This is a genomic window from Pseudomonas sp. Marseille-Q7302 (assembly GCF_965111925.1).
This window is the reverse complement of record NZ_CBCOPK010000001.1, coordinates 740,610-767,432: the sequence shown is the minus strand read 5'-3', so window position 1 is coordinate 767,432 and position 26,823 is coordinate 740,610. Positions and strand designations below refer to the sequence as shown.

The window sequence follows — 26,823 nt, the reverse complement described above, 5'->3', positions numbered from 1 at the left end:
GCGCTGTAAGGGGCGCCCTCACTAAATCGACAATAAAAATGTCACTGGTCCATCGTTGACCAGGGAAACCTGCATGTCGGCACCGAACCGACCGGTCTGCACCGCGGGATGCAGATCACGAGCGATAGCCACCAGGTGATTAAACAGCTGCTCGCCCTGGGCGGGTGGGGCGGCAGTGGAAAAGCTCGGCCGCCGCCCGCTGCGGGTGTCGGCGGCCAGGGTGAACTGGGAGACCAGCAGCAGACCGCCCGCCACATCCTGCAGGGACAGATTCATGCGCTGCTCACTGTCGGCGAACACCCGATACTCCAGCAACCGCTTGAGCATCCGGCCACAGGCCGCCTCGTCATCCGCGGGCTCGATACCGACGAATACCAGCAGGCCCGGGCCTATGGCGCCTATCGTCTCCCCCTCCACTTCCACGCTGGCGCGAGTGACCCGTTGCAGCAGCGCCTTCACTCGGCCTCCTGGGGCAGATCGAGCAACTGGCGGGCGATCTGATCGGTCGCCCGTACCAGGGCGTCACAGATGCCAGGCTCGCTCGCCGCATGGCCGGCATCACGGATGATCTGCAATTCGCTGCCGGGCCAGGCATGGTGCAGGGCCCAGGCATTGTCCAGGGGACAGACCATGTCGTAGCGGCCATGAACGATCACCGCCGGGAGATGGGCGATACGCGGCATGTCGCGCAGCAACTGGTCGGGCTCGAGGAAGGCGTCGTTGACGAAGTAGTGGCATTCGATGCGGGCGATGGCCAGGGCATGCTCGCTGAATTTTTCCAGCACGTCGGGATTGGGCCTCAGGGTTACGGTGCGCCCCTCCCAGCAGGACCAGGCGCGCGCCGCGGACATCTGCGCCAGTTCGTCCGGCCCGGTCAGGCGTCGATAGTAGGCCTGGATGAGGTTGCCACGCTCCTCCTCGGCGATGGGGTGCAGATAGTCCTGCCAGAAGTCGGGGAACAGCCGGCTCGCGCCTTCCTGGTAGAACCACTGCAGATCCACCGGCCGCGCGAGAAAGATGCCGCGCAGGATCAGCGCCCGCACGCGCTCGGGATGCCGCTGCGCATAGGCCAGGGCCAGGGTCGACCCCCAGGAGCCGCCGAACAGCACCCATTGCTCGATGCCCAGGTGCTCACGCAGTCGCTCGATATCCTCGACCAGGTGCCAGGTGGTGTTGTTTTCCAGGCTGGCATAGTGCGTGGAGCGACCGCAGCCGCGCTGGTCGAAGGTGACGATGCGATAGAGGTTGGGATCGAAGAAGCGCCGACTCAGGCGATCGCAGCCGGAACCAGGCCCGCCATGAAGGAACAGCACCGGCAGGCCGTCGGGCGAGCCGCTCTCATCGGCGTAGAGTACATGGGGCGCTTCGACGGCCAGCTCGTGGCGGGCATAGGGCTTGATTTCCGGGTACAGATTCAGCATGTCGCGCTCCGCAGGGCAGGGTCGGCTTCTTCATCATAGACCTGCACCTTACCTGGTTTCCACGCTGCTCGGGCTTGCCTCGCATCCGCACCTGGCCGCACCATCATCGGCCTGTCGCCCAAGGAGCCCCCGCATGTCCGAGTCCACGCTGCAGTTGTTGCTGATCGATCCGCAGAACGACTTCTGCGACCTGCCGGGCGCCGCCCTGCCGGTGCCTGGCGCCGTGGCCGGACTGCAACGCGTCGCCGCTTTGATCGGGCGTCTTGGACCCCGGCTCACCGGGGTGCATGTGACCCTGGATTCCCACCAGCCGCTGCACATCGCTCATCCCCATGGGTGGCAGGATGCCAACGGGCAACCACCGGCACCCTTTACCCAGATCGACGCGGACGAGGTGGCCAGCGGTCGCTGGCAGACCCGGGATCCGGCCGAGCGCGCCCGCGGGCTGGCCTATGTGCGGGCGCTGGAAGCCGGGGGCCGTTATCGACTGGTGATCTGGCCGGAACACTGCCTAGTAGGCGGCTGGGGCCATGGGGTGCAGGAGGATGTCCACCAGGCGCTCAATGCCTGGGGCCGAGCGCAGGGTCGCCAGGTGGACTTCATCGCCAAGGGTGGCAATCCGCACACCGAGCACTATTCGGCACTGCGCGCCGAGGTGGTGGATCCGAGCGACCCGGATACCGCCGTAGACGCCAGGCTGATCGCCCGGCTACAGGCGGCTGGCACGCTGCTGGTGGCGGGCGAAGCCCTGTCGCACTGCGTGGCCAGCACCCTGCGTGACCTGCTGGAATTCTGGCCGACGAACCGGCGCCAGGACCTCGTGCTGCTGACCGACTGTAGCCATTCGGTGCCCGGTTTCGAGGCGCAGGGCGAGGCCTTCCTGGCTGAGATGCGCGCTGCCGGTGTTCGGCTGGCAGCGTCGACGGACGAGCTGTAGCTCGCCCGTCGCCTGGCCTATTTGATCTCGTAGAGACCGGTATAGGTCGCCGAGGCCAGCTGGTTGAGGTGGAGCATGAAGCGCCCGACGGCATTGGTCGCCTCGGCCGGCACCGGTAGCTGCTCGACCTTGAGCGCATGCAGCTGGAAGATGTAGCGGTGCGGCTTGTCGCCCTTGGGCGGCGCAGCGCCACCAAAGCCGCGGGTGCCATAGTCGTTGATCAGTTGCAGCGCACCCGCGGGCAGGCCCGAACCATCGGCGCGACCGGCGTCTTCCGCCAGCCCCTGGGTGCCGACCGGGATGTTGACCACGACCCAGTGCCAGAAACCGCTACCGGTGGGGGCATCGGGATCATAGACGGTCAGCGCGAGGCTCTTGGTATCGGCGGGTAGATCGGACCACTGCAAGGCGGGCGAAATGTTCTCGCCGTGGGCGCCGAAGTCGGCCACGTCGAACTCGTGGCGCTTGGGCATGAAACCATTGTCGGCAAAGGCGTCGGTCCAGAGTTTCACGAGCGGGCTCCTCCTGGCTAGGGCATGTGGGCGTCGGTCTCGCGCCAGACCAGACGATTGAGGTTGTAGCCCTTCTCGCGGGCGATGCGCAGCAGCTTCTCGCTCTGCGCCGCGGAGATATCGGGCTTGCGGGCCAGTAACCAGAGGTACTTGCGATCCGGACTGCCGACCAGGGCGGTCTTGTAATCGTCATCGACGTAGAGGATCCAGTAGGGCCCCTTGGCCACATTGGGCAGGACGCCACTGAACCAGGTGTCGAAGCGCACTTCCAGGCGGTCGGTCACACCCGGCTTGATCGGGGTGGCGGTACCGGTAGCCTCCTGGACCTTACCGTTCAGGGTGCGGCAGCGATTGAACACCGCCACCGAGCCATCGGACATGACGTGGTAATTGGCTTCGGACTGGGCGCACTTGCGCTGGAAGAACATCGGCAGCCGCGCCAGTTCGTACCAGTGTCCCTGATAACGCTGCAGATCGACATTGCCGGCGGTGAGCGGCGGGACTTCACGCGGACCGCTGGCGCAGGCCGCGAGCAGTCCAGCGGCACCCGCCAACAGCAACAATTTGGTAGAGGTTTTCATCGCAGACCCTGCCCGGCGAACATCGCCACCTTATCGTTGAGATACTGCACACTGATGAAGGAGCCGCGATCACCCCAGGTACAGGTGGTGACGCCCAGGGCGCCCGCGCATTCCGTGGGCGCACCCAGGATCTGCTCCACCTCGGCCTTGGTCTGTCCGGCCTTGAGCCGGGAATAGTTTTCCTGGGTCACCTTGCCGCACCCGGCCAGTATCAGGCTGCCCACCAGCAACAGCGCCATGCGCCACTTCATACCTGCCTCCTCCATCCTGACGGCAAGGCTATAGAGCCCGCCCGGCCGTCAGGGTTCGCTTTCTCAGCTGGCGAGATAGGAGGAACGGGTCAACCCCAGGCGCATGGCGTCGAGGAACTGGGTACGCTCGCGCGCGGTGAGGCGGGCACTGGCGACCTTGTCGCGGTAGTAGGTCATCAGCTCTTCCGGCGAGAGGTGCACGTACCTGAGCATGTCCTCGATGGTGTCGTGAGTCTCGATACCACCGTGGCGCACGCTGCCATCGGCATCCTGGTAGACGTTCACCGAGTCGGTGTCGCCGAACAGGTTGTGCATGTCGCCGAGGATCTCCTGGTAGGCACCTACCAGGAACACCGCCAGCAGGTAGTCCTCGCCCTCGCGCACCTCGTGCACCGGCAGGCTGGTCTCGATGCTCTGCTCGTCGACGTACTGCTTGATCTTGCCGTCGGAGTCACAGGTGAGGTCCTGCAGCACGGCGCGGCGCACCGGCTCCTCGTCGAGCCGGGTCAGGGGCACGATGGGCAGGATCTGGTCGATGGCCCAGGTGTCCGGCAAGCTCTGGAACACGGAGAAGTTGCAGATGTACTTGTCGGCCAGCTTGTCGTTGAGCTCGTCGAGCACCTGGCGATGGGAACGCTGACGCGCCTTGAGCTGGTTGTACAGGCGACGGCAGATGGCGAAGTAGCACTGTTCGGCCAGGGCCTTGTCGCCCAGGCTGAGGCTGCCTGCGGCGTACTGGGCAGCGGCTTCGCTGACGTACTGGGTAGCACGCCAGTAGGTCTCGGTCACCATTTCCGGATCGGTATCGCCCAGCAGCTCGGCCAGCCACTGCACCACCTCGGCCTTGCCTTCGAAGCGCTCGCTGGCCGGCACGCTGTCGTTGTGGCGCTCGACGTCGGTGACCTGCATCACCAGCATGGCGTGGTGGGCGGTCATGGCACGGCCGCTTTCCGAGAAGATGTTCGGATGCGGCAATTCCTGCTGGTCGCAGAATTCCTTGAGCATGCCGACCACGGTACCGGCGTAGTCATCCATGTCGTAGTTGATGGAGCTGGCGTTGCGCGAATGGGTGCCGTCGTAGTCCACGCCCAGGCCGCCGCCGACGTCGATGTGATCCAGCGGCAGGCCCAGGGCACGCAGCTCGGCGTAATAGCGGATGGCCTCGCGGAAGCCCTGGCGATAGTCGGCCAGGTTGGCGATCTGCGATCCCATGTGGAAGTGCAGCAGGCGCACACCCTGCTCCAGGCCGGCGGCGCGGAAGCGCTCGATCACCGACAGCAGCTGGGCGGCGGAGAGGCCGAACTTGGACTTCTCGCCACCGGTATCGGCCCATTTGCTCGATGCCAGGGACGACAGTCGCACCCGCAGGCCAACCTGGGGCGTGACCTTGAGCTCGGCCGCCTCCTCGATCACCAACGGGACCTCGGATTCCTTCTCGATGACGATGAAGACGCTATGACCGAGCTTCTGCCCCATCAGCGCCAGACGGATGAATTCGCGGTCCTTGTAGCCGTTGCAGACGATGGTGCCGCCCTTGGGCGCCAGCGCCAGCACCGCCATTAGCTCCGGCTTGGAGCCGGCTTCCAGGCCGATGGAGACGTCGCGAGTGGCGATGATGTTTTCCACCACCGCCTCCTGCTGGTTGACCTTGATCGGATAGAGGGCGGTGTAGCGGCCCTGGTAGTCGAGGCGCTCGATGTTGCGATCGAAGGCGCCCGTCAGGTGACGCACCTGGCCCTGGAGAATGTCGGGGAAACGCACCAGCAGCGGCAGCGACAGTCCCGCTTCGCGTAGCTGGCCGACCAATACGTGCAGGTCGATCGGTTGGCCGTCCGGGCCGTGGGGCCGGACCTCGACGTTGCCGGCATCGCTGATGGCGAAGTAGCCGGCACCCCAGTGGCGAATACCATAGACGCTGCGGCTGTCCGCCACGGTCCACTGGCTGCCGTCATCTTTGCGCGTGCGTCGTGGGGACATTCGCGGGAATCTCCTGTAGGGAATCTTGCTTTGGATGGACCGCCGCCAGGGGCGGTAAGTTGTACGCGGAGGCGGGAAGGCCTGGCCTAGCCGCCGGAGCGCTTGGTCTTGAAGCCGCGCTTTTCGAGTTCGCCGAGCAGCAGGTCGACATGGTCACCCTGGATCTCGATGACGCCATCCTTGAGCGCCCCACCCGTCCCACAGCGGCGCTTGAGCGCACTGGCCAGGTCCTTGAGCTCTTCCTCGCCCAGGGGTACGCCACTGACCGTGGTGACCGTCTTGCCGCCACGCCCCTTGGTTTCACGCCGGACCCGGGCGATGCCGTCACCGGCCGGTACCGGCGCCTGGGGTTCTTCCGGACGGATGCGGCCGACGTCGGTGGAATACACCAGGCGGCTGAGGTCCGACAGGGACGAGGCTTTCTTGCTCAAGGGGTGGTCCTCCCAGTTCGGGTTCAGGCGCCAGGCGCCTGGAGGAAACCTTGGATGCAGCGCCAGCCAGTACGGGCCGCGCTATTCCGGGGCCGCGCAATGTAGCAGTATCGCCCCCGGATGCTAAGGCGCGAATGCGAGAAATTAAGGCAGGGATGCGACATCCGTTTGGCTGAGGACCAGCCGCAGGGCTTCGAGGGAATCAGGACAGTACGGCAGGCGCCGTGCCTCGTCGAGAATCATCGCAGGCAGGAGAAAGCGCGCTTCCAGCACCTCTTCCGGCTGCAAGCGCAGCGGACCCTTCCAGCAGGCGCTGAACACTCCGCCCCAGAGTCGATTGCCGGGCTCTTCAAAGTAGAAGGTGCCGTGCTCGCGCAGCGCTATACCGCTGACGCCCAGCTCCTCGGCCAGCTCCCGCGCCGCCGACTCCGCATAGCTCTCGCCCGGCGCCACCATGCCGCCAGCGGCGACGTCCCAGTAGCCCGGATAGAGCGCCTTGCTCAGGGTCCGCTGGTGCACGCACAGCTCACCAGCGGCGTTGAACAGCAGGATGAAGGTGCAGCGCCCGATCAGGCCGCGGGCGCGCAACTCGGCGCGCGGCAACTGGCCCTGGATCCGATCGTCGCGATCGACCCAGAGCACCATCTCTTGGTCGGAGGCGGCACGATGCGCCGCCTCGCGCGCCCCTATCGTCATCAGCCCTGTTCCAGCAGCTGGCGCAGGTCGATGATGGCGGCGTTGGCGCGGGAGATGTAGTTGGCGATCACCAGCGAGTGATTGGCCAGGATGCCGAAGCCGCTGCCGTTGAGGATCATCGGACTCCAGACCGGTTGCTGCGCCGCTTCCAGCTCACGAATGATCTCGCGCACGTTCACCGTGGCGTTCTTCTTGGCCAGGGTATCGGCGAAGTCCACTTCGATGGCGCGCAGGATATGCGTCAGCGCCCAGGCCTGACCGCGGGCCTCGTAGAAGACGTTGTCGATCTGCAGCCAAGGCGTCTCGACGCGCTGTTCGTGCACCTCCGGCACCTGGCCGGCGGGGATGTCCTGGTTCGGCCGCACTTCGGCGTCGAGGCGCACGCGACCGACGCTGGCGGAAAGCCGCTGGGACAGCGAGCCCAGACGGGTCTCGACGTCACCCAGCCAGTTGCGCAGGTTGTCCGAGCGCGAATAGAAGTAGGCAGCCTGCTGGCCCTGGGTGTTCTGGCCACCCAGGCGCGCCAGGTAGCGGTCCAGGGAGACGATGCCGGCGCGGTATTCCGATTCCGACGAGGGCATGGCCCAGCTGTGGTTGTCGAAATTGAAGCGCGGCTCGGCCTGGGCCAGGTCGACGTCTTCGGTGGACTGCGACTGAGAGCGGGCGAAGTCCTTGCGCAGGGCGCGGGCCAGGTCGCGGGTCTGCACCAGTACGCCGTATTCCCAGGACGGCATGTCGTCCAGCCACAGGCCGGGCGGGAAGATGTCGTTGGAGAGATAACCGCCCGGCTTGTCCAGCAGGGTTCCAGCGACCTGCTTGAGCGTCTCGACCGTGGTGTAGCCGAGCACCAGTTTGCGACCGCTGGCCGCAGCTGCCTCTTGGGCATGCTGCTGAACCGGGAAGAAGTCCGGCTCGCGACTCCAGTACCAGCCTATCGCCAGGGTGACCAGCAGGTAGAGCGCTACCAGCACTGCCACCAGCCGGAGCCATCCCGATCTCAAGTTCCACTCCCGCATGGGCAATTCCTTGCAATGATTTCAAAGGTGTTGGCGCTTGGACCCCTGCCGCCGGCGCCGGTTGCGCGGCCCTCGCTGGCAAGGCGGACACGATGCGCGTGCGCAGCCGCTTCCGAGACTAGGGTAACAGGCGACAGACGCTACTCCAGAAGCGACAGACAGTGTCCGTGCAAGCGGCATAGCCGCCGCTAACCAGGGTATCGCCTCTACCCTGCCAGGTTTCAATTGGTAGCATAGGGCCACCACCTCAAGAATGACGGAACAATTCGTGAGCGAACCAGATGATCCGAACCGGGACCGCCTCAAGCTGCACTTCGCCCAGCGGGTCATCCATCAGTCGCGCCAGGTGCTGGAGATCTGGCAGCGGTTGCAACGGGACGAATGGACGAATGGCAGCCTTGCCGAGCTGAGCGACGCCAATGCCCGCCTCCTGCAATACGCGAAGCGCTTCGAACAGCAGGGGCATGCCGATCTCGCCGAAACCATTGGCGGGACCCTGGCCCAGGTCGCCGCCAATCGCGGGCGTCTCAACAGCCAGGCCATCACCGAACTCAGCCAGGCCATGCAGAGCCTGTCGCGCACCGGCCTGCGCCAGGGCGATCAGCTCGAAACCACCAACCTGCCACCGCTGCGCAAGCCGATCTACATCGCGCTGCTCGACACCGAACGCGCCGAGCGCCTGGCGCCGCAGATGGAATACTTCGGCGTCACCATCCAGATCATCCACAACGCCGACGACTTCCGGTCGATGATGGACAGCCGCCACCCGGCGGTCATCGTCATGGACGTGGACTTCGGTGGCCCGGGCGTCGGCATCCGGTTGGCCCTGGAGGCCCAGAACGGTCTCGAGCGCAAGCTGCCGGTGCTGTTCTACAGCCACCAGGAGGCCGACACCCCCTTTCGCCTGGCGGCGGTGCGCGCCGGCGGCCAGGAGTTCTACACCGGCACCCTGGACTCGGCGCGCCTGCTGGAAAAGATCGAGACCCTCACCCGCACCGTCTACTACGATCCGATCCGCGCCCTGGTGGTGGACGACTCCCGCGCCCAGGCCATGGCCACGGAGATGGCGCTCAATAGCGCCGGCATCGTCACCCGCACCCTCATGCAGCCCGGCGCGGTGATGGCGCACCTGGCCGAATTCGTACCCGACCTGATCATCCTCGACATGTACATGCCCGAGTGCACCGGCACCGAACTGGCCAAGGTCATCCGCCAGCACGAGCGCTACGTCAGCGTGCCCATCATCTACCTGTCGGCCGAGGACGACCTCGACAAGCAGCTGGATGCCATGAGCGAAGGAGGCGACGACTTCCTCACCAAGCCGATCAAGCCGCGCCACCTGATCGCCACGGTGCGCACCCGCGCCGCCAGGGCGCGCAGCCTGCAAGCGCGCATCGTCCAGGACAGCCTTACCGGCCTGTACAACCACACCCACACCCTGCAGCTGCTGGAGGACGCCTGCTTCCGCGCCCGGCGCAGCCAGCGGCCAATCACCTTCGCCATGCTAGACATCGACCATTTCAAGCAGGTCAACGACCACTATGGTCACCCCATGGGCGATCGGGTGATCAAGAGTCTGGCGCTGTTTCTCAAGCAGCGGCTGCGCAAGTCCGACCACATCGGCCGTTATGGCGGCGAGGAATTCGCCATCGTCCTGCCCGACACCGACCTGGCCACCGCCACCCGCCTGATCGACGAGATCCGCCAGCGCTTCGCCGAGATCCACTACCCGGCGCCGCCCAAGGAACTCAGCTGCACCTTCAGCGCTGGCGTGGCGCAGTTGCAGCCCGATCAGGAGATGTCGCTGCTGGCCAAGCAGGCGGACGAAGCCCTCTACGCCGCCAAGCATGCCGGACGCAACTGCGTGCGCCAGTACGGCCAGGGCTAGTCTGGCGGGCCGGATGCCTCTGCTATGATCGGCCGCTGCCGATCATCGAGATGACCATGCGTGCCCTGCTGTTCCTGCTCACCCTGCTGCTGACCCTGCCCGCCACCGCCGGCCTGTTCGACGCGCCACGACCGGCGGCGGACCTGGGCCTCGGCGGCCAGCGCCCCAACCAGCAGTTCCTGCCGGTGGATCAGGCCTTTCGCCTGGAGCAGCGGCGTGACGCCGACGGCCGCAGCGTGGTGCGCTTCACCATCGCCGAGGGCTACTACCTCTATCGCCAGCGCTTCGCCTTCGACGCCGACCCCGGCCTGCTGACCACGCCGGTGGTCCTACCGCCCGGCGAGCCCAAGCACGACGAATGGTTCGGCGACGTCCAGGTCTATCACGCGGGCGTCGACATCCCCCTGTCCCTGGCGCCCGACCGCGGCGGTCGGATAAGGGTCACCTACCAGGGCTGCGCCGATCGCGGTCTTTGCTATCCACCGGAAACCCGCACCCTCGAGGTTACCGGCCCCGTGGCCTCGCCCGCCGCGAGCCCAGCGGGTGAGACCCCCGTTCTCGACCAGGGGTGGTGGAAAAGAATCCTGCTGGCCTTCCTGGCTGGCCTCGGTCTGACCTTCACCCCCTGCGTACTGCCGATGCTGCCCATCGTCTCGGCCGTGGTCCTGGCCGGCAAGGCGCGCCCGGGTCGTGGCCTGTTGCTGGCGCTGGCCTATGTGATACCCATGGCGCTGAGTTTCGCCGCCCTGGGCGCGCTCATGGGGGTCTTCGGCGCCAGCCTCAACCTGCAGGCGCAACTGCAGTCGGCCTGGGTGCTGGTCCCCTTCGCCCTGTTGTTCCTGCTGTTCGCCCTGGCCATGTTCGGCCTTTTCGAGCTGCGCCTGCCGGCGGTCCTGCGCGATCGCCTGGAGCACCTGGCCAGTGGTACCCGGGGCGGCTCCCTCGGCGGCGCGGCTACCCTCGGCGTGCTGTCCAGCCTGATCGTCTCGCCCTGCGTCTCGGCGCCCCTGGCGGGACTGCTGCTCTATATCAGCAGCACCGCCGACTGGCTTGGCGGCGGACTGGCCCTCTTCGCCCTGGGCCTGGGCATGGGCACCCCGCTGATTCTGATCGCTGCCGGCGGCGGGGCCCTGTTGCCGCGTAGCGGGGGCTGGCTGGTGGGCATGCGCAATGCCTTCGGAGTGCTCCTGCTGGCCGTGGCGCTATGGCTGCTCGAACGGCTGCTGCCCGGGCCGCTGGCACTGGCGGCCTGGGGCCTGCTGGCCGCCGGGGGCGGGCTGTTTCTTGGTGCGCTGGAATTCGTACCCAAGCCCCCTCGCCAACGCCTGCTGCAACTGGCCGGCCTGGCACTGGTGGTATACGGCGTGGCGGCGGGTATCGGGGCCCTGCGTGGTGCCAGCGATCCGCTGCGCCCCCTGGGCGAGTCCGCCCGGCCGGCGGTGGTCGCACGCGAGGATGGCCTGCGTAGCCTGAGCGATCCGGCGGCCCTGGCTGCCAGCGTCGGCCAAGGCCGCCCAGTGCTGGTGGACGTCTACGCCGACTGGTGCATCAGCTGCAAGGTCATCGAGCGCGAGGTATTCGGCAACCCCGAGGTCCAGGCGCAACTCAGGGACTTCGAGCTGATCCGCTTCGATATGACGCAAAGCACCCGGGAACAGCGGCAGTGGCTGCAACAGCGAGGCCTGTTCGGCCCACCCGCGATCCTGTTCTATGCTGCCAACGGCCAGGAACAGGCAAAGGGTCGCATCGTCGGCGAAATCGACGCTACGGGCTTTCTTGCACGACTGGGCGAGGTGAAAAGGTTTATCGCCAGCGATTAAAAAGAATTTCGCCCAACGTGCTGGCATTTCCGGCAAACGTCTAGCGACTGGACAGTCACCTCAGGTTGCGGCATAGTCCGCGGCCAATCTGGTTGCGAAATCGCGAGGCAAGTGGCTATGGCGCATCTGCTGGTACTGCACGGGCCCAACCTGAATCTGCTGGGAACCCGCGAGCCGGGCGTCTACGGGGCTACCACCCTGGCGCAGATCAACGCCGATCTCGAAGCCCGCGCCAGCGCGGCAGGGCATCGCCTGGACCACCTGCAAAGCAACGCCGAGCACCTGCTGATCGAGCGCATCCACGCCGCGCGCGACGAAGGGGTGGATTTCATCCTGATCAATCCGGCTGCCTTCACCCATACCAGCGTCGCCCTACGTGACGCCTTGCTCGCGGTGAGCATCCCATTCATCGAAGTGCACCTGTCGAACGTGCACAAGCGCGAAGCCTTCCGCCACCACTCCTATTTTTCCGATGTGGCGGTCGGTGTCATCTGCGGACTCGGCGCCAGTGGCTATCGCCTGGCGCTGGAAGCCGCCTGCGAACAGCTCGCCGCCCGCGGCTGAGCGCGACCCAATATCCAGAACATCACCTGAACCCGAGGGGAGAGCCAACGCCAATGGACATCCGTAAAGTCAAGAAACTGATCGAGTTGCTGGAAGAGTCCGGTATCGACGAGCTGGAAATCCGCGAAGGCGAAGAGTCCGTCCGCATCAGCCGCAACACCGGCCGCAACCAGGGCATGCAGACCGTCTACGCCGCCGCCCCCGCGCCGGTCGCCGCGCCGGCTCCGGCTGCCGCTCCGGCCGCTGCCGCCCCTGCGACCGAAGCTGCCGCTCCGCAACTGACTGGTAACGTGGCTCGCTCGCCCATGGTCGGCACCTTCTACCGCGCGTCCTCGCCCACCACTCCGGCCTTCGTCGAAGTCGGCCAGCAGGTGAAGAAAGGCGACATCCTGTGCATCGTCGAAGCCATGAAGATGATGAACCACATCGAAGCCGAAGCCAGCGGCACCATCGGCCAGGTGCTGGTCGAGAACGGCCAGCCCGTCGAATTCGACCAGCCGCTGTTCACCATTGTCTAAGCCCGTGGAGCCCACGATGCTGGAAAAAGTCCTGATCGCCAACCGCGGAGAAATCGCCCTGCGCGTGGTGCGTGCCTGCAAGGAGCTGGGCATCAAGACGGTGGCGGTTCACTCCACCGCCGACCGCGAACTGATGCATCTGTCCCTCGCCGACGAATCGGTGTGCATCGGCCCGGCCCCCTCGCCCCTGTCCTACCTGAACATCCCGGCCATCATCAGTGCCGCGGAAGTCACCGGTGCCACTGCCATCCACCCCGGCTACGGCTTTCTCGCCGAGAACGCCGACTTCGCCGAGCAGGTGGAGCAGTCCGGTTTCGCCTTCGTCGGCCCCACCGCCGACGTGATTCGCCTGATGGGCGACAAGGTATCCGCCAAGAACGCCATGAAGCAGGCCGGCGTGCCCACCGTACCGGGCTCCGACGGCGCCCTGCCGGATGACGAGGCCGAGTGCCTGCGCATCGGCCGCGAAGTCGGCTATCCGGTGATCATCAAGGCCGCCGGTGGCGGTGGTGGTCGCGGCATGCGCGTGGTCGAGGACGAGGCCGAGCTGATCAAGTCGATCAAGCTGACCCAGACCGAAGCCGGCGCCGCCTTTGGCAACTCCATGGTCTACATGGAGAAGTTCCTCGGCAATCCGCGTCACGTGGAAGTCCAGGTCCTCTCCGACGGCCAGGGCAATGCCGTGCACCTCTACGATCGCGACTGCTCGCTGCAGCGTCGTCACCAGAAGGTGATCGAGGAGGCGCCTGCGCCCCAGATCGACGAAAAGGCTCGCGAGGAAGTCCTGGCGCGCTGCGTCAAGGCATGCATCGACATCGGCTACCGTGGCGCGGGTACCTTCGAGTTCCTCTACGAAGACGGTCGCTTCTACTTCATCGAGATGAACACCCGCGTACAGGTGGAGCATCCGGTGACCGAGATGATCACTGGCGTCGACATCGTCAAGGAGATGCTCAGCATCGCCGCTGGCAACCCGCTGTCGATCAAGCAGGAAGACATCAAGATCACCGGCCACGCCATCGAGTGCCGGATCAACGCCGAAGACCCCAAGACCTTCATGCCCTCCCCGGGCCTGGTCAAGCATTTCCATGCGCCGGGCGGCAACGGCGTACGGGTGGATTCGCACCTGTACAGCGGCTACAAGGTTCCGCCGAACTACGATTCGCTGATCGCCAAGCTGATCACCTGGGGCAAGACGCGCGAAGAGGCCATGGCCCGGATGCGCAACGCCCTGGACGAGCTGATCGTCGACGGCATCAAGACCAACGCCGATCTGCACCGGATGCTGACCCGCGACCAGGCCTTCGGCCAGGGCGCGGTGAACATCCACTATCTGGAGAAGAAGCTCGGCATGCGCCACTGAGTGCATGACGACCTTTGATTCAGCGAACGGGCTGCCCTCGGGCAGCCCGTTTTCATTTACCCTCCCCGCTTTGACCCGATTCAGGTAGCCCACCATGTCCTGGCTGCAAGTCCGCCTCGCCCTCACCCCCGCCCAGGCGGAAACCTACGAAGACCTCATGCTCGAACTGGGTGCCGTCTCGGTGACCTTCATGGACGCCGAGGACCAGCCGATCTTCGAGCCGGACCTCGGCACCACCCCGCTGTGGTCCCAGACCCATCTGCTGGCGCTGTTCGAAGGCGATACCGACGCCAAGGCGCTGGAACAGCGCGTGCAGCTCCTGGCCAACGGCCTCGTCTACGAGGTGGAGCGCCTGGAAGACCAGGAATGGGAGCGCAGCTGGATGGACAACTTCCAGCCCATGCGCTTCGGCCAGCGGCTGTGGATCGTGCCCAGCTGGCACGAGGCGCCGGAGCCGGCGGCGGTCAACCTGCTGCTCGACCCGGGCCTGGCCTTCGGCACCGGCACCCACCCCACCACCTCGCTGTGCCTGCAATGGCTGGACGGCGAGCCGGTCGAGGGGCGCCAGGTGCTGGATTTCGGCTGCGGCTCGGGCATCCTCGCCATTGCCGCCCTGCTGCTGGGCGCCGAGCGCGCGGTGGGCACCGACATCGATGTCCAGGCCCTGGAAGCCTCGCGGGAGAATGCCAACCGCAATGGCATCGACCCGGCGCGTTTTCCTCTTTATCTCCCCGCCGACCTGCCAGGCGAGCAGGCCGACGTGGTGGTGGCCAACATCCTCGCCGGTCCACTGGTCGGCCTGGCCGAGCAGATCACCCGCCTGACCCGCATCGGTGGCCGCCTGGCCCTCTCCGGCATCCTCGCCGAGCAAGCCGAGGACGTGCGTGCCGCCTACGCCGGCTGCTTCGACCTGGAACCTACCGCCACCCTGGATGGCTGGGTCCGCATCAGCGGCACTCGTCGCCGCTGACCGCCTGCGCCTCTACCGGTCCGCTCAACCGGCGGCCCGGTAGAGGCCCTTCTTTCGCCAGGGCCTTCGGGTACACTAGCGCGCTTAAATTCCCTGGCTGTCGCCTCGCCATGACCGAATCCCTCGTCGCCCAGTGCCCGCATTGCCATACCCGCTTCCGCGTCACCCAGGAACACCTGGCCGCCGCGGACGGCGACGTACGCTGTGGCGTCTGCCTGGAAGTGTTCAATGCCAGCAACCAGGCCGCGCCGCTGACGGCGCCGGAAGCCGCCCCGGTGGCACCCGTCCCGATGGCCGAGCCCACGCCGACGTCGAGCGAAGCCGCCTGGCCGCACGACGAACTGGACCTGAGCCACCTGGAGCTGGATGCCGAGGTCGCTCGCCTGAGCGCCCTGGAAGAGCAGCGCCGCACGCCCGTCGCGCCGGCAGCACCACCGGCCGTGATAGCCCCGCGGGAAGAGCCCGCACCGGCACAAGGGCTGGCCGCCCGTCGCTCCCAGGAAGACGAGGACGCCTTCGAACTGCCGTCGCTCGGCGCGCTGTCCACCGCACGCGACCCGGAGCCGGAACCCTTGAGGCTGCAGGCCGAATCTGATCTCTCGCTCGACGCGGAACCCGAGTCGGTGCCCGCATCGACCTTCGAGCCAGAACCAGAACCAGAGCTGGCCCCGGAGCCCGAACCCGTTGAGCCCGTCATCAGCCCACGGCCTGCCGCGGCTCTGGCGGCGCCGCTGAAACCCGCACCGGCACCGCCGCCCGCTCCCCTAACCGCGCCCGCTCGCGAACGCCAGGAGCCGGCACTCGGCGCGGTCGAGGCTGACGAGGACGAGCGGGCCGAGCCCGGCCTGGGCCGCCTGGACGATTGGCAGGAGCCCACACCCGAGCCGCTCAGCGCCGACCGCGATACCGAAGACGAGACGCTGCCGGCCAAGTCGGCGACCGCTCTTCGCAGTGAGCCGGAGTGGCAGGACGACCCTCTGGTCGACCTGCACGACGAGCCGCTGCAGCTGGACAGTCGCCAGGAGCGCCCCCACTGGGGCCGGCGCCTGCTGTGGGCGCTGCTCTGCCTGCTGGCACTGCTCGGGCTGGCTGGTCAGTATGTCTACTACCACTTCGACGAGCTGGCGCGGCAGGACAGCTATCGACCGCTGTTCGTCCAGGCCTGCGCCAGCCTGGGCTGCAAGGTGCCGTCCAAGGTCGATGTCCAGCAGATCCGCAGCAGCAACCTGGTGGTACGCAGCCATCCGCAGTTTTCCGGCGCCCTGCGCGTCGATGCCATCCTTTACAACCGCGCGCCCTTCTCCCAGCCGTTCCCGCTGCTCGAATTGCGCTTCGCCGACCTCAACGGCCAGCTGCTCGCGAGCCGTCGTTTCAAGCCGGGCGAGTACCTGAACGGCGAGCTCAAGGGCCAGGACGAGATGCCGCCGCAGACGCCGATCCACATCGCCCTGGACATTCTCGACCCTGGTCCGCGGGCGGTGAACTATAGTCTGAGCTTCTTCTCGCCAGAGTAGGCCCGGGGTGAATTGCTCATAAACTAGCCAACTCGCGCTTTATCCGGAGGCGTCGAGCGGGTATCATTCCCAACCCTTTTCAAGCACAGCAGCCCCTGTCCGCGGCCGGTTTCCGGCGCAGGCGGAACAGGCGCCTATTCGCCAGGGAAAAAGATATGTCGATGGTACGCATCGGCCCTTATACCTTGCCCAACTCGCTGATTCTCGCGCCCATGGCCGGGGTCACCGACCTGCCCTTCCGCCGCCTGTGCCTCGCGCTCGGCGCCGGCATGGCCGTGTCGGAAATGGTGACCAGTGACGTGCGTCTCTATGACAGCCGCAAGTCGCGGCTGCGCCTGATCCATGCCAGCGAGCAGGAGCCACGCTCGGTGCAGATCGCCGGCGGCGACCCAGCGATGCTGGCCGAGGCGGCGCAGCGCAATGTCGAACTGGGCGCCCAGATCATCGACATCAACATGGGCTGCCCGGCGAAGAAGGTCTGCAACAAGGCCGCCGGCTCCGCGCTGATGAAGGACGAGGCCCTGGTGGCCGAGATCCTCGCCGCCGTGGTGGCCGCGGTGCATGTACCCGTGACCCTGAAGATCCGTACCGGCTGGGATCCCGAGAATCGCAACGGCCTGCGCATCGCGCAGCTGGCCGAGGCGGCCGGCATCCAGGCACTGGCCGTACATGGCCGCACCCGGGACGATAGGTTCCTCGGCGCCGTCGAGTACGACACCATCGCGGCCATCAAGCAGGCGGTAGGCATCCCGGTGTTCGCCAACGGCGACATCGACAGCCCGGAAAAGGCTCGGGCGGTGCTCGAGCATACCCGCTGCGACGGCCTGCTGATCGGCCGCGCGGCCCAGGGCCGGCCCTGGATCTTTCGCGAGATCGCCCATTACCTGGCGACCGGTGAACACCTGGCAGCGCCCAGCGATGCCGAGGTGGCAGCCATCCTGCTGGAGCATCTGGACGCCCTGCACGCCTTCTATGGCCCGGAAATGGGCGTGCGCATCGCCCGCAAGCACGTCGGCTGGTACCTGGCCGACCGTCCGGGCGCAGCGGAATCGCGCGCCCAGTTCAACCGACTACAAGACACTCAAGCCCAGCACGCCAGCATTCGCGCGTTTTTCGCGCAGCCCCCGATCGGGAAGCAGGTGGCATGAATTCGATGACCGAGACTTTGACTGGAACAGCGCCCGTGAGTGACAACGGCGACCTCAAGCAGCACCTGACCGCCCCCCTGCAAGAGGGCCAGACGCTGCGCGACAGCGTGGAAAAGGCGCTGCGCAGCTACTTCGCCCATCTCGATGGGCAGCCGGTGACCGACGTCTACAACATGGTGCTCTGCGAAGTGGAAGCACCCTTGCTCGAAAGCGTGATGAATTACGTCAAGGGCAACCAGACCAAGGCGTCGGAGATGCTCGGGCTCAATCGCGGCACCCTGCGCAAGAAGCTCAAGCAGTACGACCTGCTCTGATCCGCCTCCTCGCCGGCGGCCCAGAGGGCTTGACCGGCGGTCTTTCTCCTCCTGATGGACATGACCATGACCGACCAGACCTCTCGCCTCCCCGTCCGCCGTGCGCTGATCAGCGTGTCCGACAAGACGGGCGTCGTCGACTTCGCCCGTGAACTCGCGGCCATCGGTGTGGAAATCCTGTCCACCGGCGGTACCTACAAGCTCTTGCGCGACGAGGGCATCCCGGCGCTGGAAGTCGCCGACTACACCGGCTTCCCGGAAATGATGGACGGCCGCGTCAAGACCCTGCACCCGAAGATCCACGGCGGCATCCTCGGTCGTCGCGGCGTCGACCACGAGGTCATGAGCGAACACGGTATTCGCCCGATCGACCTGGTCGCGGTCAACCTCTATCCCTTCGCCGCCACCGTGGCCAAACCCGGCTGCAGCCTGGCCGATGCCATCGAGAACATCGATATCGGCGGTCCGACCATGGTCCGCAGCGCGGCCAAGAACCACAAGGACGTCGCCATCGTAGTCAACGCCAGCGACTACGCGGCGATCCTCGACGACCTCAAGGCCGGCGGCCTGACCTACGCCCAGCGCTTCGACCTCGCGCTTAAGGCCTTCGAACACACCGCCGCCTACGACGGCATGATCGCCAACTACCTGGGTAGCATCGACCAGCAGGCCGAGACCCTGTCCACCGAAGGCCGTGCCGCCTTCCCGCGCACCTTCAGCGCCCAGTTCATCAAGGCGCAGGACATGAGATACGGCGAGAACCCGCACCAGCAGGCGGCCTTCTATGTCGAGCACGCCAGCGAAGCCTGCGTGGCGACCGCCACCCAGCTGCAGGGCAAGGAGCTCTCCTTCAACAATGTCGCCGACACCGATGCTGCCCTGGAAACCGTGAAGAGCTACGACCAGCCGGCCTGCGTCATCGTCAAGCACGCCAACCCCTGCGGCGTGGCCGTGGCCGGTGACCTGCGCCAGGCCTATGAACTGGCCTATGCCACCGACAGCGAGTCGGCCTTTGGCGGCATCATCGCCTTCAACCGCGAGCTGGACGCCGACACCGCCCGTGCCATCGTCGAGCGCCAGTTCGTCGAGGTGATCATCGCGCCGCGCGTCAGCGCCGAAGCCCGCGACGTAGTAGCGGCCAAGGCCAACGTCCGCCTGCTGGAGTGCGGCGAGTGGCCCGCCGAGCGCAAGCCCGGCCTGGACCTCAAGCGCGTCAATGGTGGTCTGCTGGTGCAGAGCCGCGACATCGCCATGATCACCGCCGACGACCTCAAGGTGGTGACCCAGCGCGCGCCCAGCCAACAGGAACTGCAGGACCTGATCTTCGCCTGGAAGGTGGCCAAGTTCGTCAAATCCAATGCCATCGTCTACGCCAAGGGCCAGCAGACCGTCGGTATCGGCGCCGGCCAGATGAGCCGCGTCAACTCGGCGCGTATCGCCGCCATCAAGGCCGAGCACGCCGGCCTGGCGGTGGCGGGTGCGGTCATGGCTTCGGACGCCTTCTTCCCCTTCCGTGACGGCATCGACAACGCCGCGGCCAATGGCATCACTGCGGTGATCCAGCCGGGCGGCTCCATGCGCGACGCCGAAGTCATCGCCGCCGCGGACGAAGCGGGCATCGCCATGGTCTTCACCGGCATGCGCCACTTCCGCCACTAAGGTCCGCCACGGCCGGGCCCTGCGCCCTGGCCGTCGATCCCACTGTCAAGGGTGGACGGCTGCGTGCGGTCCGCCCAGAGGAAAGCTTCATGAACGTACTCATCATCGGTAGCGGTGGCCGCGAACACGCCCTGGCCTGGAAAGTCGCCCAGGACACGCGAGTGACCAAGGTCTACGTCGCCCCCGGCAATGCCGGCACCGCCACCGAGGCCAAGTGCGAGAACGTCGCCCTCGACGTCCTGGCCCTTGAGCAACTGGCCGACTTCGCCGCCGCCCATGTCGAGCTGACCATCGTCGGCCCCGAGGCGCCGCTGGTGGCCGGGGTGGTCGACCTGTTCCGCAGCCGCGGCCTGCCCTGCTTCGGCCCCACCGCCGGCGCTGCCCAGCTGGAAGGCTCCAAGGCCTTCACCAAGGACTTCCTGGCCCGGCACCGGATCCCCACCGCCGCCTATGCCAACTTCACCGAGGTGGAGCCGGCCCTGGCCTATCTGCGCGAGCAGGGTGCGCCCATCGTGATCAAGGCCGACGGCCTGGCTGCCGGCAAGGGCGTGATCGTCGCCATGACCCTGGCCGAAGCCGAGGAAGCCGTGCGGGACATGCTTTCCGGCAATGCCTTCGGCGATGCCGGTGCGCGGGTGGTGATCGAGGAGTTCCTCGACGGCGAGGAAGCCAGCTTCATCGTCATGGTCGACGGCAAGAACGTGCTGCCCATGGCCACCAGCCAGGACCACAAGCGCGTCGGCGACGGCGACAGCGGTCCCAACACCGGCGGCATGGGCGCCTACTCCCCCGCGCCGGTCGTCACCCCCGAGGTCCACGCCCGGGTCATGCGCGAGATCATCGAGCCCACCGTGGCCGGCATGGCCAGTGAAGGCAACGTCTATACCGGCTTCCTCTATGCCGGCCTGATGATCGATCAGAGCGGTGCACCCAAGGTCATCGAATTCAACTGCCGTTTCGGTGATCCCGAGACCCAGCCGGTGATGCTGCGCCTGCAGTCCAGCCTGGTGCTGCTGGTGGAGGCCGCCCTGGCCGAGGCCCTCGACAAGATCGAGGCTTGCTGGGATCCACGACCGAGCCTGGGCATCGTCCTCGCCGCGGGCGGGTATCCGGGTGACTACGCCAAGGGTGATGTCATCGCCGGTCTCGACGCTGCCGCGACCCTGCCGGGCAAGGTGTTCCAGGCCGGTACCGCGCTGCGCGATGGTCAGGTGGTGACAGCCGGCGGTCGGGTACTCTGCGCCACGGCGCTGGGCGAAACGGTCTCCGCCGCCCAGCAGAATGCCTATGCCCTGGCCCAGGAAGTCTCCTGGAATGGCTGCTTCTACCGTAGCGACATCGGCTACCGCGCCATCGCCCGCGAGCGACAGTGAAGCTCACCCTGGGATCAGCCTGTTACACTGTTACGTCAACAGACGTGACGGGCTGATCTATACTCGACGTCCGCATCCGCGAAGGGAACTCTCGTGCACCGGCTCTGGATCGCCATAGGCTTTGTGATCGGCTGGCTGCTGTTGCTGCTGGTGGCCAACTCCGTGCAGGCCGAGAATTCGCCGGACGCCGGCTGGGCTCAATACGAAGACGTCACGGGTGAATACACCCTCGACGAGGTCCGCGACCGGCTCTCCGCCTTCAAGCCGTTGACCGCGGCCAAGACCCATCGCCCGGCTGGCCCAGGCGCACTCTGGTTGCACACCCGCATCCAGCCCGACACCCAGCAACGCCTGCTGCGCATCGTCTCGCCCAATGTGGGCTACCTGGATTTCTTCGCTTACCGCGACGACCAGCTGCTCAGCGAGATTCGCGATGGTTTGTCGCGCCCCCTGCTCAATCCATTGCAAGTCAGCCGCGACTTTGTCTTTCCGATCCCGGCGAGCGATCAGCCGCTGGACCTGTTCCTGAGATTCGAATCGCCCCAGCCGATGCGCATCTCCCTGAACCTCAGCAGCAGTGCCGAAGCCGAGGTGACGCACCGCCTGGTGCTGTTCGGCGTGCTGCTCGGCTGCCTGGCCATGCTGGCGCTGTACAACGGTGTGCAACTGCTCTACCACCGCAGTCGTGCCACCAGTGCCTTGACCCTGCTGCTGGTGATGCTGGTCTGCGTGGCGCTGAACCTGTTCGGGCTGAGCAAATTCCTGCTCGGCGCCTTCAAGAGCCAGGCGCCGCTGCTGACCGATCTGTCGGTCCTGGGCTGCAGCGCCGCCGGCCTGAACCTGATCGGTGCCTTCTTTGGTTGGCGCCGCCTGCCGCTCTGGAGCCGCCGCCTGATTGGTACCCTGCTGGTGCTGGTGGGCCTTGGCGCCGCGGTCCGCTTCGTGGCCGGCGATGTCTACATTGGCGACTGGCTGATGGCGATCAATGGGCTGGCTCTGCTCGTTTGCCTGGGCATCGCCCTGGAACGCTGGCACCAGGGCGCCCACTATGCGCGCCTGCTAGTAGTGAGCTGCGCCCTGTTGGCGGTCGCCGGCATGCTCGCGCTACCGGTCCTGGCCGGCTATGCCAACGCGCCCATCTGGCTGGGCCGCGCCTTGATCAGCAGCTGCATGTTCAGTGGCATCCTGCTCACCCTGGCCCTGGAAGAACGCCGCCGCTACCTGCGCGAGGAGCATTTCACCCGGACTCGCGATCGCGCTGCCAACCACGCGGAGCTCAAGGGCAAGGCCGAATTCCTCTCGCGCATCAGCCATGAAATTCGCACGCCCATGAACGGAGTGCTGGGCATGACCGAGCTGTTGCAGGGCACGGCGCTGTCGGCCAAGCAACGCGACTATGTGCAGACCATCCACAGCGCCGGTGCCGAACTGCTCAACCTGATCAACGAGATCATCGACATCACTCGCCTGGAAAGCGGCCAGATCGAGCTGGAAGAGGTCACTTTCGACCTCAATGCCCTGCTCGACGACTGCCTGGACATCTTCCGGCCGCGCGCCGAAGAGCACCGGGTCGAACTGCTCAGCTTCATCCAGCCCCAGGTGCCGCGACGTTTCATCGGCGATCCCACGCGCCTGCGGCAGATCCTGCTCAACCTCCTGGAAAACGCCTTCCAGCGCACCGAAGAGGGGGAGATCCTCCTGGTGATCTCCCTGGAGGAGGCCACCGGCCAGCCGCCGCGGCTGCGCATCTCGGTACAGGACAGCGGCACCCCGCTGGATGCCGCCCTGAGCCGGCAGCTGCTCTCCACCCATCTCGACAGCCGCGACTTCCTCACCAGCGACACCGAGAGCCTGGATTTCGGTTTGATCATCGCCCGCCAGCTGGTGCTGCTGATGCAGGGCGACTTCGGCATCCAGAACAACGCCGAGGGCGGCTCCAGCTTCTGGATCAGCCTGCCCGTCCCGGCTCAGGCCCTGGTGCTCTCGCGCGGCGACAGCGACTACCCGCTGCAGGACGTGCGGGTACTGGTGGTCGACGACAACGAACTCTGCCGCAAGGTGCTGCAGCAGCAGTGCAGCGCCTGGGGCATGCAGGCGGTCACCGCCGCCTCCGGGCGCGAGGCCCTGGCCCTGCTGCGTACCCAGTCGCACCTGCGGGAATACTTCGACGTGGTGCTGCTCGACCAGCAGATGCCGGGCATGACCGGTATGCAGCTGGCGGCACGTATCAACGAAGACGAGAACCTCAACCATGATTTGCTGCTGATCATGCTGACCGGCCTGAGCAATGCGCCGAGCAAGGTCATCGCCCGCAACGCCGGCATCAAGCGGGTGCTGGCCAAGCCCGTGGCCGGCTATACCCTCAGGGCTACCCTGGCCGACGAACTGTCGCGCCGCGGCCAGCGGGTGAGCGAGCCCGAGCCTCAGGAGCAGCCGAGCGGCATACCAGGCGACTTCCGGGTCCTGGTGGCCGAGGACAACAGCATTTCGGTCAAGGTGATCCGCGGCATGCTCAAGAAGCTCGGGGTGGAACCCGACACCGTGGGCAACGGCCTGGAGGCCTTCGAAAAGCTCCAGCAGAACACCTACGACCTGATCCTGATGGATTGCGAGATGCCGCTGCTGGACGGCTTCGGCGCCACGCGCCGGCTACGTGCCTGGGAACAGCAGAATCACCGCTCCCGTACCCCGGTGGTGGCCCTGACCGCCCATATCCTCGCCGAGCACAAGGATCGCGCCCAGGAGGCCGGCATGGACGGGCACATGGGCAAGCCCATCGAACTCTCCCAGCTGCGCGAGCTGCTGCTCTACTGGGCCGAGCGCCGCCGCCTGGACGTGACTCGCACGGGCCTCAAGGCGAATCCTTGAACCTGTCCTTGACGTAGGTGATCTCGGTCTTGCCGTGCGGGGCCGGATTGCCGTCCTCGTCCAGGTTGACGAAGACGATCTTGTCGATGGTGAGGATGCTCTTGCGGGTGATCTTGTTGCGCACCTCGCATCTCAGGGTGATGGAGGTACGGCCGAACTCGGTGGCGGTGATGCCCAGCTCGATGATGTCGCCCTGGCGCGAGGCGCTGATGAAGTTGATCTCCGAGATGTACTTGGTCACCACCTTGGGATTTTCCAGCTGCACGATGGCGTAGATCGCCGCCTCTTCGTCGATCCACTTCAGCAGGCTGCCGCCGAACAGGGTGCCATTGGCGTTGAGGTCCTCGGGTTTCACCCATTTGCGGGTATGGAAGTTCATCGGGGCTCCTTGAAGGTCTAGGGGGGTTGGGACATCAGATCAGGGGGCGGGCGGGAGATTCCGGTGGACATGAGGCAGAGCGCCACCCTTTGGGTTTATCGCGATCCTCGTTATACTGCCCGCGCATCGCGGCCACCAGGCCGCTCCGCCTTCCGTTCGAGGGGCGCTGCAGCACGCTGCGTTATCCCATCCTAGCCGACCCGCCCCTGGCGCGGGACCCTCGGCGGGCATGACGCCAGACGTTGTCAGGCTCGAACGGAGCGTTGTCAGAACGCATCAACGGCGCCCATTCGCACCTAACGAATGGAGACTCTTCAATGAGCGCTGTCCTCACGCCTGCCGCTTTTAACGATTTCAAGGTCGCCGACATCTCCCTGGCCGACTGGGGTCGTCGCGAAGTCATCATCGCCGAATCCGAGATGCCTGCCCTGATGGGCCTGCGCCGCAAGTACGCCGGTGAACAACCCCTGGCTGGTGCCAAGATCCTCGGCTGCATCCACATGACCATCCAGACCGCCGTGCTCATCGAGACCCTGGTGGCCCTGGGTGCCGAAGTGCGCTGGTCCAGCTGCAACATCTTCTCCACCCAGGATCAGGCCGCTGCCGCCATCGCCGCGGCCGGCATCCCGGTATTCGCCTGGAAGGGCGAGACCGAAGCCGAATACGAGTGGTGCATCGAGCAGACCATCCTCAAGGACGGCCAGCCCTGGGACGCCAACATGGTGCTGGACGACGGCGGTGACCTGACCCAGATCCTGCACGACAAGTACCCGCAGGTGCTGGAGCGCGTGCACGGCATCACCGAAGAGACCACCACCGGCGTGCACCGCCTGCTGGACATGCTCAAGGACGGTACCCTCAAGGTCCCGGCGATCAACGTCAACGACTCGGTCACCAAGAGCAAGAACGACAACAAGTACGGCTGCCGCCACAGCCTCAACGACGCCATCAAGCGCGCCACCGACCACCTGCTGTCCGGCAAGCAGGCACTGGTGATCGGTTACGGTGACGTGGGCAAGGGCTCGGCGGCCTCGCTCCGTCAGGAAGGCATGATCGTCAAGGTCTCGGAAGTCGACCCGATCTGCGCCATGCAGGCCTGCATGGACGGCTACGAGCTGGTCTCGCCCTATGTCGACGGTCTGAACGACGGCACCGAAGCCTCCGTGGATCGCGCTCTGCTGGGCAAGATCGACCTGATCGTCACCACCACCGGCAACGTCAACGTCTGTGACGCCAACATGCTCAAGGCCCTGAAGAAGCGCGCCCTGGTGTGCAACATCGGTCACTTCGACAACGAGATCGACACCGCCTTCATGCGCCAGCACTGGGGCTGGGAAGAGGTGAAGCCGCAGGTGCACAAGATCCACCGCACCGGCCTGACCGTCGATCCCGCCAACGACGACTACCTGATCCTGCTGGCCGAAGGCCGTCTGGTGAACCTGGGTAACGCTACCGGCCACCCCAGCCGCATCATGGACGGCTCCTTCGCCAACCAGGTGCTGGCACAGATTCACCTGTACCAGGAGAAGTTCGCCGACCTGCCGGTCGCCGAGAAGACCGCCAACGTCACCGTCATGGTCCTGCCCAAGAAGCTGGACGAAGAGGTTGCGCTGGAAATGGTGAAGGGCTTCGGTGGCGTCGTCACCCGTCTGACCGAGTCCCAGGCCAAGTACATCGGCGTGACCCAGGAAGGCCCCTTCAAGCCCGACAGCTACCGCTACTGATGGCCAGCCCCGCCCGCAAGGGTGGGGCCGCTCACGAGAGAGACGCCGTGAAACCCAGTCTGAGTTTCGAATTCTTTCCCTGCAAGACCGAAGTGGGCCACGAGAAGCTGATCGCCACGGCGCGACAGCTGGCAGGCTACGGGCCGGAGTTCTTCTCCTGCACCTATGGCGCCGGCGGGTCCACCCGTGACGGCACCTATCGCACCGTGCGCCAGCTCAACGACGAGGTCGGGGTGCCGACCGCGCCGCACCTGTCCTGCGTCGGCGACAGCAAGGCCAAGCTGCGCGAACTGCTGCAGCAATACCGTGAAGCCGGCATCAACCGTATCGTCGCCCTGCGCGGCGACCTGCCCTCCGGCATGGGCCTGTCCGGGGGTGGCGAGCTGCGCTATGCCAGTGACCTGGTCGCCTTCATCCGAGAGGAAACCGGTGATCACTTCCATATCGAAGTCGCCGCCTATCCGGAAACCCATCCGCAGGCACGCAGCTTTACGGACGACGTGCGCAATTTCGTGTACAAAATGGAGGCCGGAGCTGACCGTGCGGTCACCCAGTACTTCTTCAACGCCGACTGCTACTTCCATTTTGTGGAACGTGTCCGCAAACTGGGAGTCGAATCCCCGGTGATCCCTGGCATCATGCCGATCACCAACTACAGCAAGTTGGCACGCTTCTCCGATGCCTGTGGCGCTGAACTGCCTCGCTGGCTGCGGAAGCAACTGGAAGCCTACGGTGACGACACCCAGAGCATCCAGGCCTTTGGCGAAGAAGTCATGACCGCCCTCTGCGAGCGACTGCTCGAAGGCGGGGCACCCGGTGTGCACTTCTATACCCTGAACCAAGCGGAGCCTTGCATCGCCATCTGGCGAAATCTCGGCTTTTGAAGTCGGCCACGCGAA

General features: G+C 66.0%; 25 protein-coding genes and 1 riboswitch. Of the genes, 15 read left to right on the top strand and 10 right to left on the bottom strand.

The annotated features are described in order from the left end of the window. Window positions 1-21 precede the first annotated feature (21 nt). Both dtd and pip read right to left on the bottom strand, forming a co-directional pair. Window positions 22-459 (bottom strand): D-aminoacyl-tRNA deacylase, encoded by a 438-nt coding sequence (dtd, locus tag ACWPW1_RS03670; protein WP_454252382.1) that lies wholly within the window; start codon window positions 457-459, stop codon window positions 22-24. Then, window positions 456-1,421 (bottom strand): prolyl aminopeptidase, encoded by a 966-nt coding sequence (gene pip / locus ACWPW1_RS03665; protein WP_454252381.1) that lies wholly within the window; start codon window positions 1,419-1,421, stop codon window positions 456-458. The genes dtd and pip overlap by 4 nt, the downstream gene beginning before the upstream one ends. 133 nt (window positions 1,422-1,554) lie before the next feature. On the opposite strand from pip, the gene ACWPW1_RS03660 reads away from it, so the two are divergent. After that, window positions 1,555-2,358, top strand: coding sequence for a hypothetical protein (locus ACWPW1_RS03660; protein ID WP_454252380.1), 804 nt, complete (start codon window positions 1,555-1,557; stop codon window positions 2,356-2,358). Between the two features lie 17 nt (window positions 2,359-2,375). Here ACWPW1_RS03660 and ACWPW1_RS03655 read toward each other — a convergent pair whose 3' ends face one another. From ACWPW1_RS03655 to ACWPW1_RS03625, 7 genes are all read right to left on the bottom strand, one after another. Further along, window positions 2,376-2,870, bottom strand: coding sequence for a YbhB/YbcL family Raf kinase inhibitor-like protein (locus tag ACWPW1_RS03655; RefSeq protein WP_271653829.1), 495 nt, complete (start codon window positions 2,868-2,870; stop codon window positions 2,376-2,378). Window positions 2,871-2,887: 17 nt separating this feature from the next. Beyond that, window positions 2,888-3,451 (bottom strand): lipocalin family protein, encoded by a 564-nt coding sequence (locus ACWPW1_RS03650; protein WP_313647480.1) that lies wholly within the window; start codon window positions 3,449-3,451, stop codon window positions 2,888-2,890. Further along, window positions 3,448-3,702 (bottom strand): hypothetical protein, encoded by a 255-nt coding sequence (locus ACWPW1_RS03645; protein ID WP_059313482.1) that lies wholly within the window; start codon window positions 3,700-3,702, stop codon window positions 3,448-3,450. The genes ACWPW1_RS03650 and ACWPW1_RS03645 overlap by 4 nt, the downstream gene beginning before the upstream one ends. Before the next feature lie 63 nt (window positions 3,703-3,765). Beyond that, a complete protein-coding gene (gene speA / locus ACWPW1_RS03640; protein ID WP_059313481.1) occupies window positions 3,766-5,679 on the bottom strand; it encodes an arginine decarboxylase in 1,914 nt (637 codons plus the stop codon). Window positions 5,680-5,765: 86 nt separating this feature from the next. Then, window positions 5,766-6,110 carry a translation initiation factor Sui1 gene (locus ACWPW1_RS03635; RefSeq protein ID WP_059313480.1) on the bottom strand — a complete coding sequence of 115 codons (345 nt, stop codon included), beginning with the start codon at window positions 6,108-6,110 and terminating at the stop codon, window positions 5,766-5,768. Window positions 6,111-6,254: 144 nt separating this feature from the next. Further along, window positions 6,255-6,806, bottom strand: a complete 552-nt coding sequence (locus ACWPW1_RS03630; protein WP_454252379.1) for an NUDIX hydrolase — start codon at window positions 6,804-6,806, stop codon at window positions 6,255-6,257. Beyond that, window positions 6,806-7,822: a DUF2333 family protein gene (locus tag ACWPW1_RS03625; RefSeq protein WP_454252378.1), complete on the bottom strand. Its 1,017-nt coding sequence runs from the start codon at window positions 7,820-7,822 to the stop codon at window positions 6,806-6,808. The genes ACWPW1_RS03630 and ACWPW1_RS03625 overlap by 1 nt, the downstream gene beginning before the upstream one ends. 268 nt (window positions 7,823-8,090) lie before the next feature. Here ACWPW1_RS03625 and ACWPW1_RS03620 point away from each other — a divergent pair, with 268 nt between their 5' ends. From ACWPW1_RS03620 to ACWPW1_RS03565, 12 genes are all read left to right on the top strand, one after another. Next, window positions 8,091-9,710, top strand: coding sequence for a PleD family two-component system response regulator (locus ACWPW1_RS03620; RefSeq protein WP_313647483.1), 1,620 nt, complete (start codon window positions 8,091-8,093; stop codon window positions 9,708-9,710). A 56-nt stretch (window positions 9,711-9,766) separates the two neighbouring features. Next, window positions 9,767-11,530, top strand: coding sequence for a protein-disulfide reductase DsbD (gene dsbD / locus ACWPW1_RS03615; RefSeq protein WP_454252377.1), 1,764 nt, complete (start codon window positions 9,767-9,769; stop codon window positions 11,528-11,530). Window positions 11,531-11,647: 117 nt separating this feature from the next. Then, window positions 11,648-12,094 carry a type II 3-dehydroquinate dehydratase gene (aroQ, locus tag ACWPW1_RS03610; protein WP_059313476.1) on the top strand — a complete coding sequence of 149 codons (447 nt, stop codon included), beginning with the start codon at window positions 11,648-11,650 and terminating at the stop codon, window positions 12,092-12,094. A 53-nt stretch (window positions 12,095-12,147) separates the two neighbouring features. Beyond that, complete coding sequence (accB, locus tag ACWPW1_RS03605; protein ID WP_187980397.1) at window positions 12,148-12,612, top strand: acetyl-CoA carboxylase biotin carboxyl carrier protein; 465 nt, start codon at window positions 12,148-12,150, stop codon at window positions 12,610-12,612. A gap of 16 nt (window positions 12,613-12,628) precedes the next feature. Continuing rightward, complete coding sequence (gene accC / locus ACWPW1_RS03600) at window positions 12,629-13,975, top strand: acetyl-CoA carboxylase biotin carboxylase subunit (protein WP_059313474.1); 1,347 nt, start codon at window positions 12,629-12,631, stop codon at window positions 13,973-13,975. 94 nt (window positions 13,976-14,069) lie between these two features. Beyond that, on the top strand, window positions 14,070-14,945 hold the full coding sequence (gene prmA, locus ACWPW1_RS03595; protein ID WP_323148329.1) for a 50S ribosomal protein L11 methyltransferase: 876 nt from the start codon (window positions 14,070-14,072) through the stop codon (window positions 14,943-14,945). 110 nt (window positions 14,946-15,055) lie between these two features. After that, window positions 15,056-16,459, top strand: a complete 1,404-nt coding sequence (locus ACWPW1_RS03590; RefSeq protein ID WP_454252376.1) for a DUF3426 domain-containing protein — start codon at window positions 15,056-15,058, stop codon at window positions 16,457-16,459. A gap of 155 nt (window positions 16,460-16,614) precedes the next feature. After that, window positions 16,615-17,607: a tRNA dihydrouridine synthase DusB gene (gene dusB / locus ACWPW1_RS03585; RefSeq protein WP_454252375.1), complete on the top strand. Its 993-nt coding sequence runs from the start codon at window positions 16,615-16,617 to the stop codon at window positions 17,605-17,607. After that, window positions 17,604-17,921, top strand: coding sequence for a DNA-binding transcriptional regulator Fis (gene fis / locus ACWPW1_RS03580; RefSeq protein WP_059313470.1), 318 nt, complete (start codon window positions 17,604-17,606; stop codon window positions 17,919-17,921). The genes dusB and fis overlap by 4 nt, the downstream gene beginning before the upstream one ends. Window positions 17,922-17,987: 66 nt before the next feature. Continuing rightward, complete coding sequence (gene purH, locus ACWPW1_RS03575; RefSeq protein WP_454252374.1) at window positions 17,988-19,580, top strand: bifunctional phosphoribosylaminoimidazolecarboxamide formyltransferase/IMP cyclohydrolase; 1,593 nt, start codon at window positions 17,988-17,990, stop codon at window positions 19,578-19,580. 89 nt (window positions 19,581-19,669) lie between these two features. After that, window positions 19,670-20,953, top strand: a complete 1,284-nt coding sequence (purD, locus tag ACWPW1_RS03570) for a phosphoribosylamine--glycine ligase (RefSeq protein WP_454252373.1) — start codon at window positions 19,670-19,672, stop codon at window positions 20,951-20,953. 93 nt (window positions 20,954-21,046) lie between these two features. Beyond that, a complete protein-coding gene (locus ACWPW1_RS03565) occupies window positions 21,047-23,821 on the top strand; it encodes a response regulator (protein ID WP_454252372.1) in 2,775 nt (924 codons plus the stop codon). On the opposite strand, the gene ACWPW1_RS03560 is transcribed toward ACWPW1_RS03565, so the two are convergent. After that, window positions 23,805-24,200 carry an acyl-CoA thioesterase gene (locus tag ACWPW1_RS03560; RefSeq protein WP_059313467.1) on the bottom strand — a complete coding sequence of 132 codons (396 nt, stop codon included), beginning with the start codon at window positions 24,198-24,200 and terminating at the stop codon, window positions 23,805-23,807. The two genes, ACWPW1_RS03565 and ACWPW1_RS03560, sit on opposite strands and share 17 nt — an antisense overlap. 152 nt (window positions 24,201-24,352) lie before the next feature. Further along, a riboswitch (S-adenosyl-L-homocysteine riboswitch) is annotated at window positions 24,353-24,495 on the top strand. A 22-nt stretch (window positions 24,496-24,517) separates the two neighbouring features. Between ACWPW1_RS03560 and ahcY the strand changes: the two genes are divergently transcribed. Both ahcY and metF read left to right on the top strand, forming a co-directional pair. Beyond that, a complete protein-coding gene (gene ahcY / locus ACWPW1_RS03555) occupies window positions 24,518-25,924 on the top strand; it encodes an adenosylhomocysteinase (protein WP_059313466.1) in 1,407 nt (468 codons plus the stop codon). A gap of 47 nt (window positions 25,925-25,971) precedes the next feature. Further along, on the top strand, window positions 25,972-26,808 hold the full coding sequence (gene metF, locus ACWPW1_RS03550) for a methylenetetrahydrofolate reductase [NAD(P)H] (RefSeq protein ID WP_454252371.1): 837 nt from the start codon (window positions 25,972-25,974) through the stop codon (window positions 26,806-26,808). Window positions 26,809-26,823: the final 15 nt, after the last annotated feature.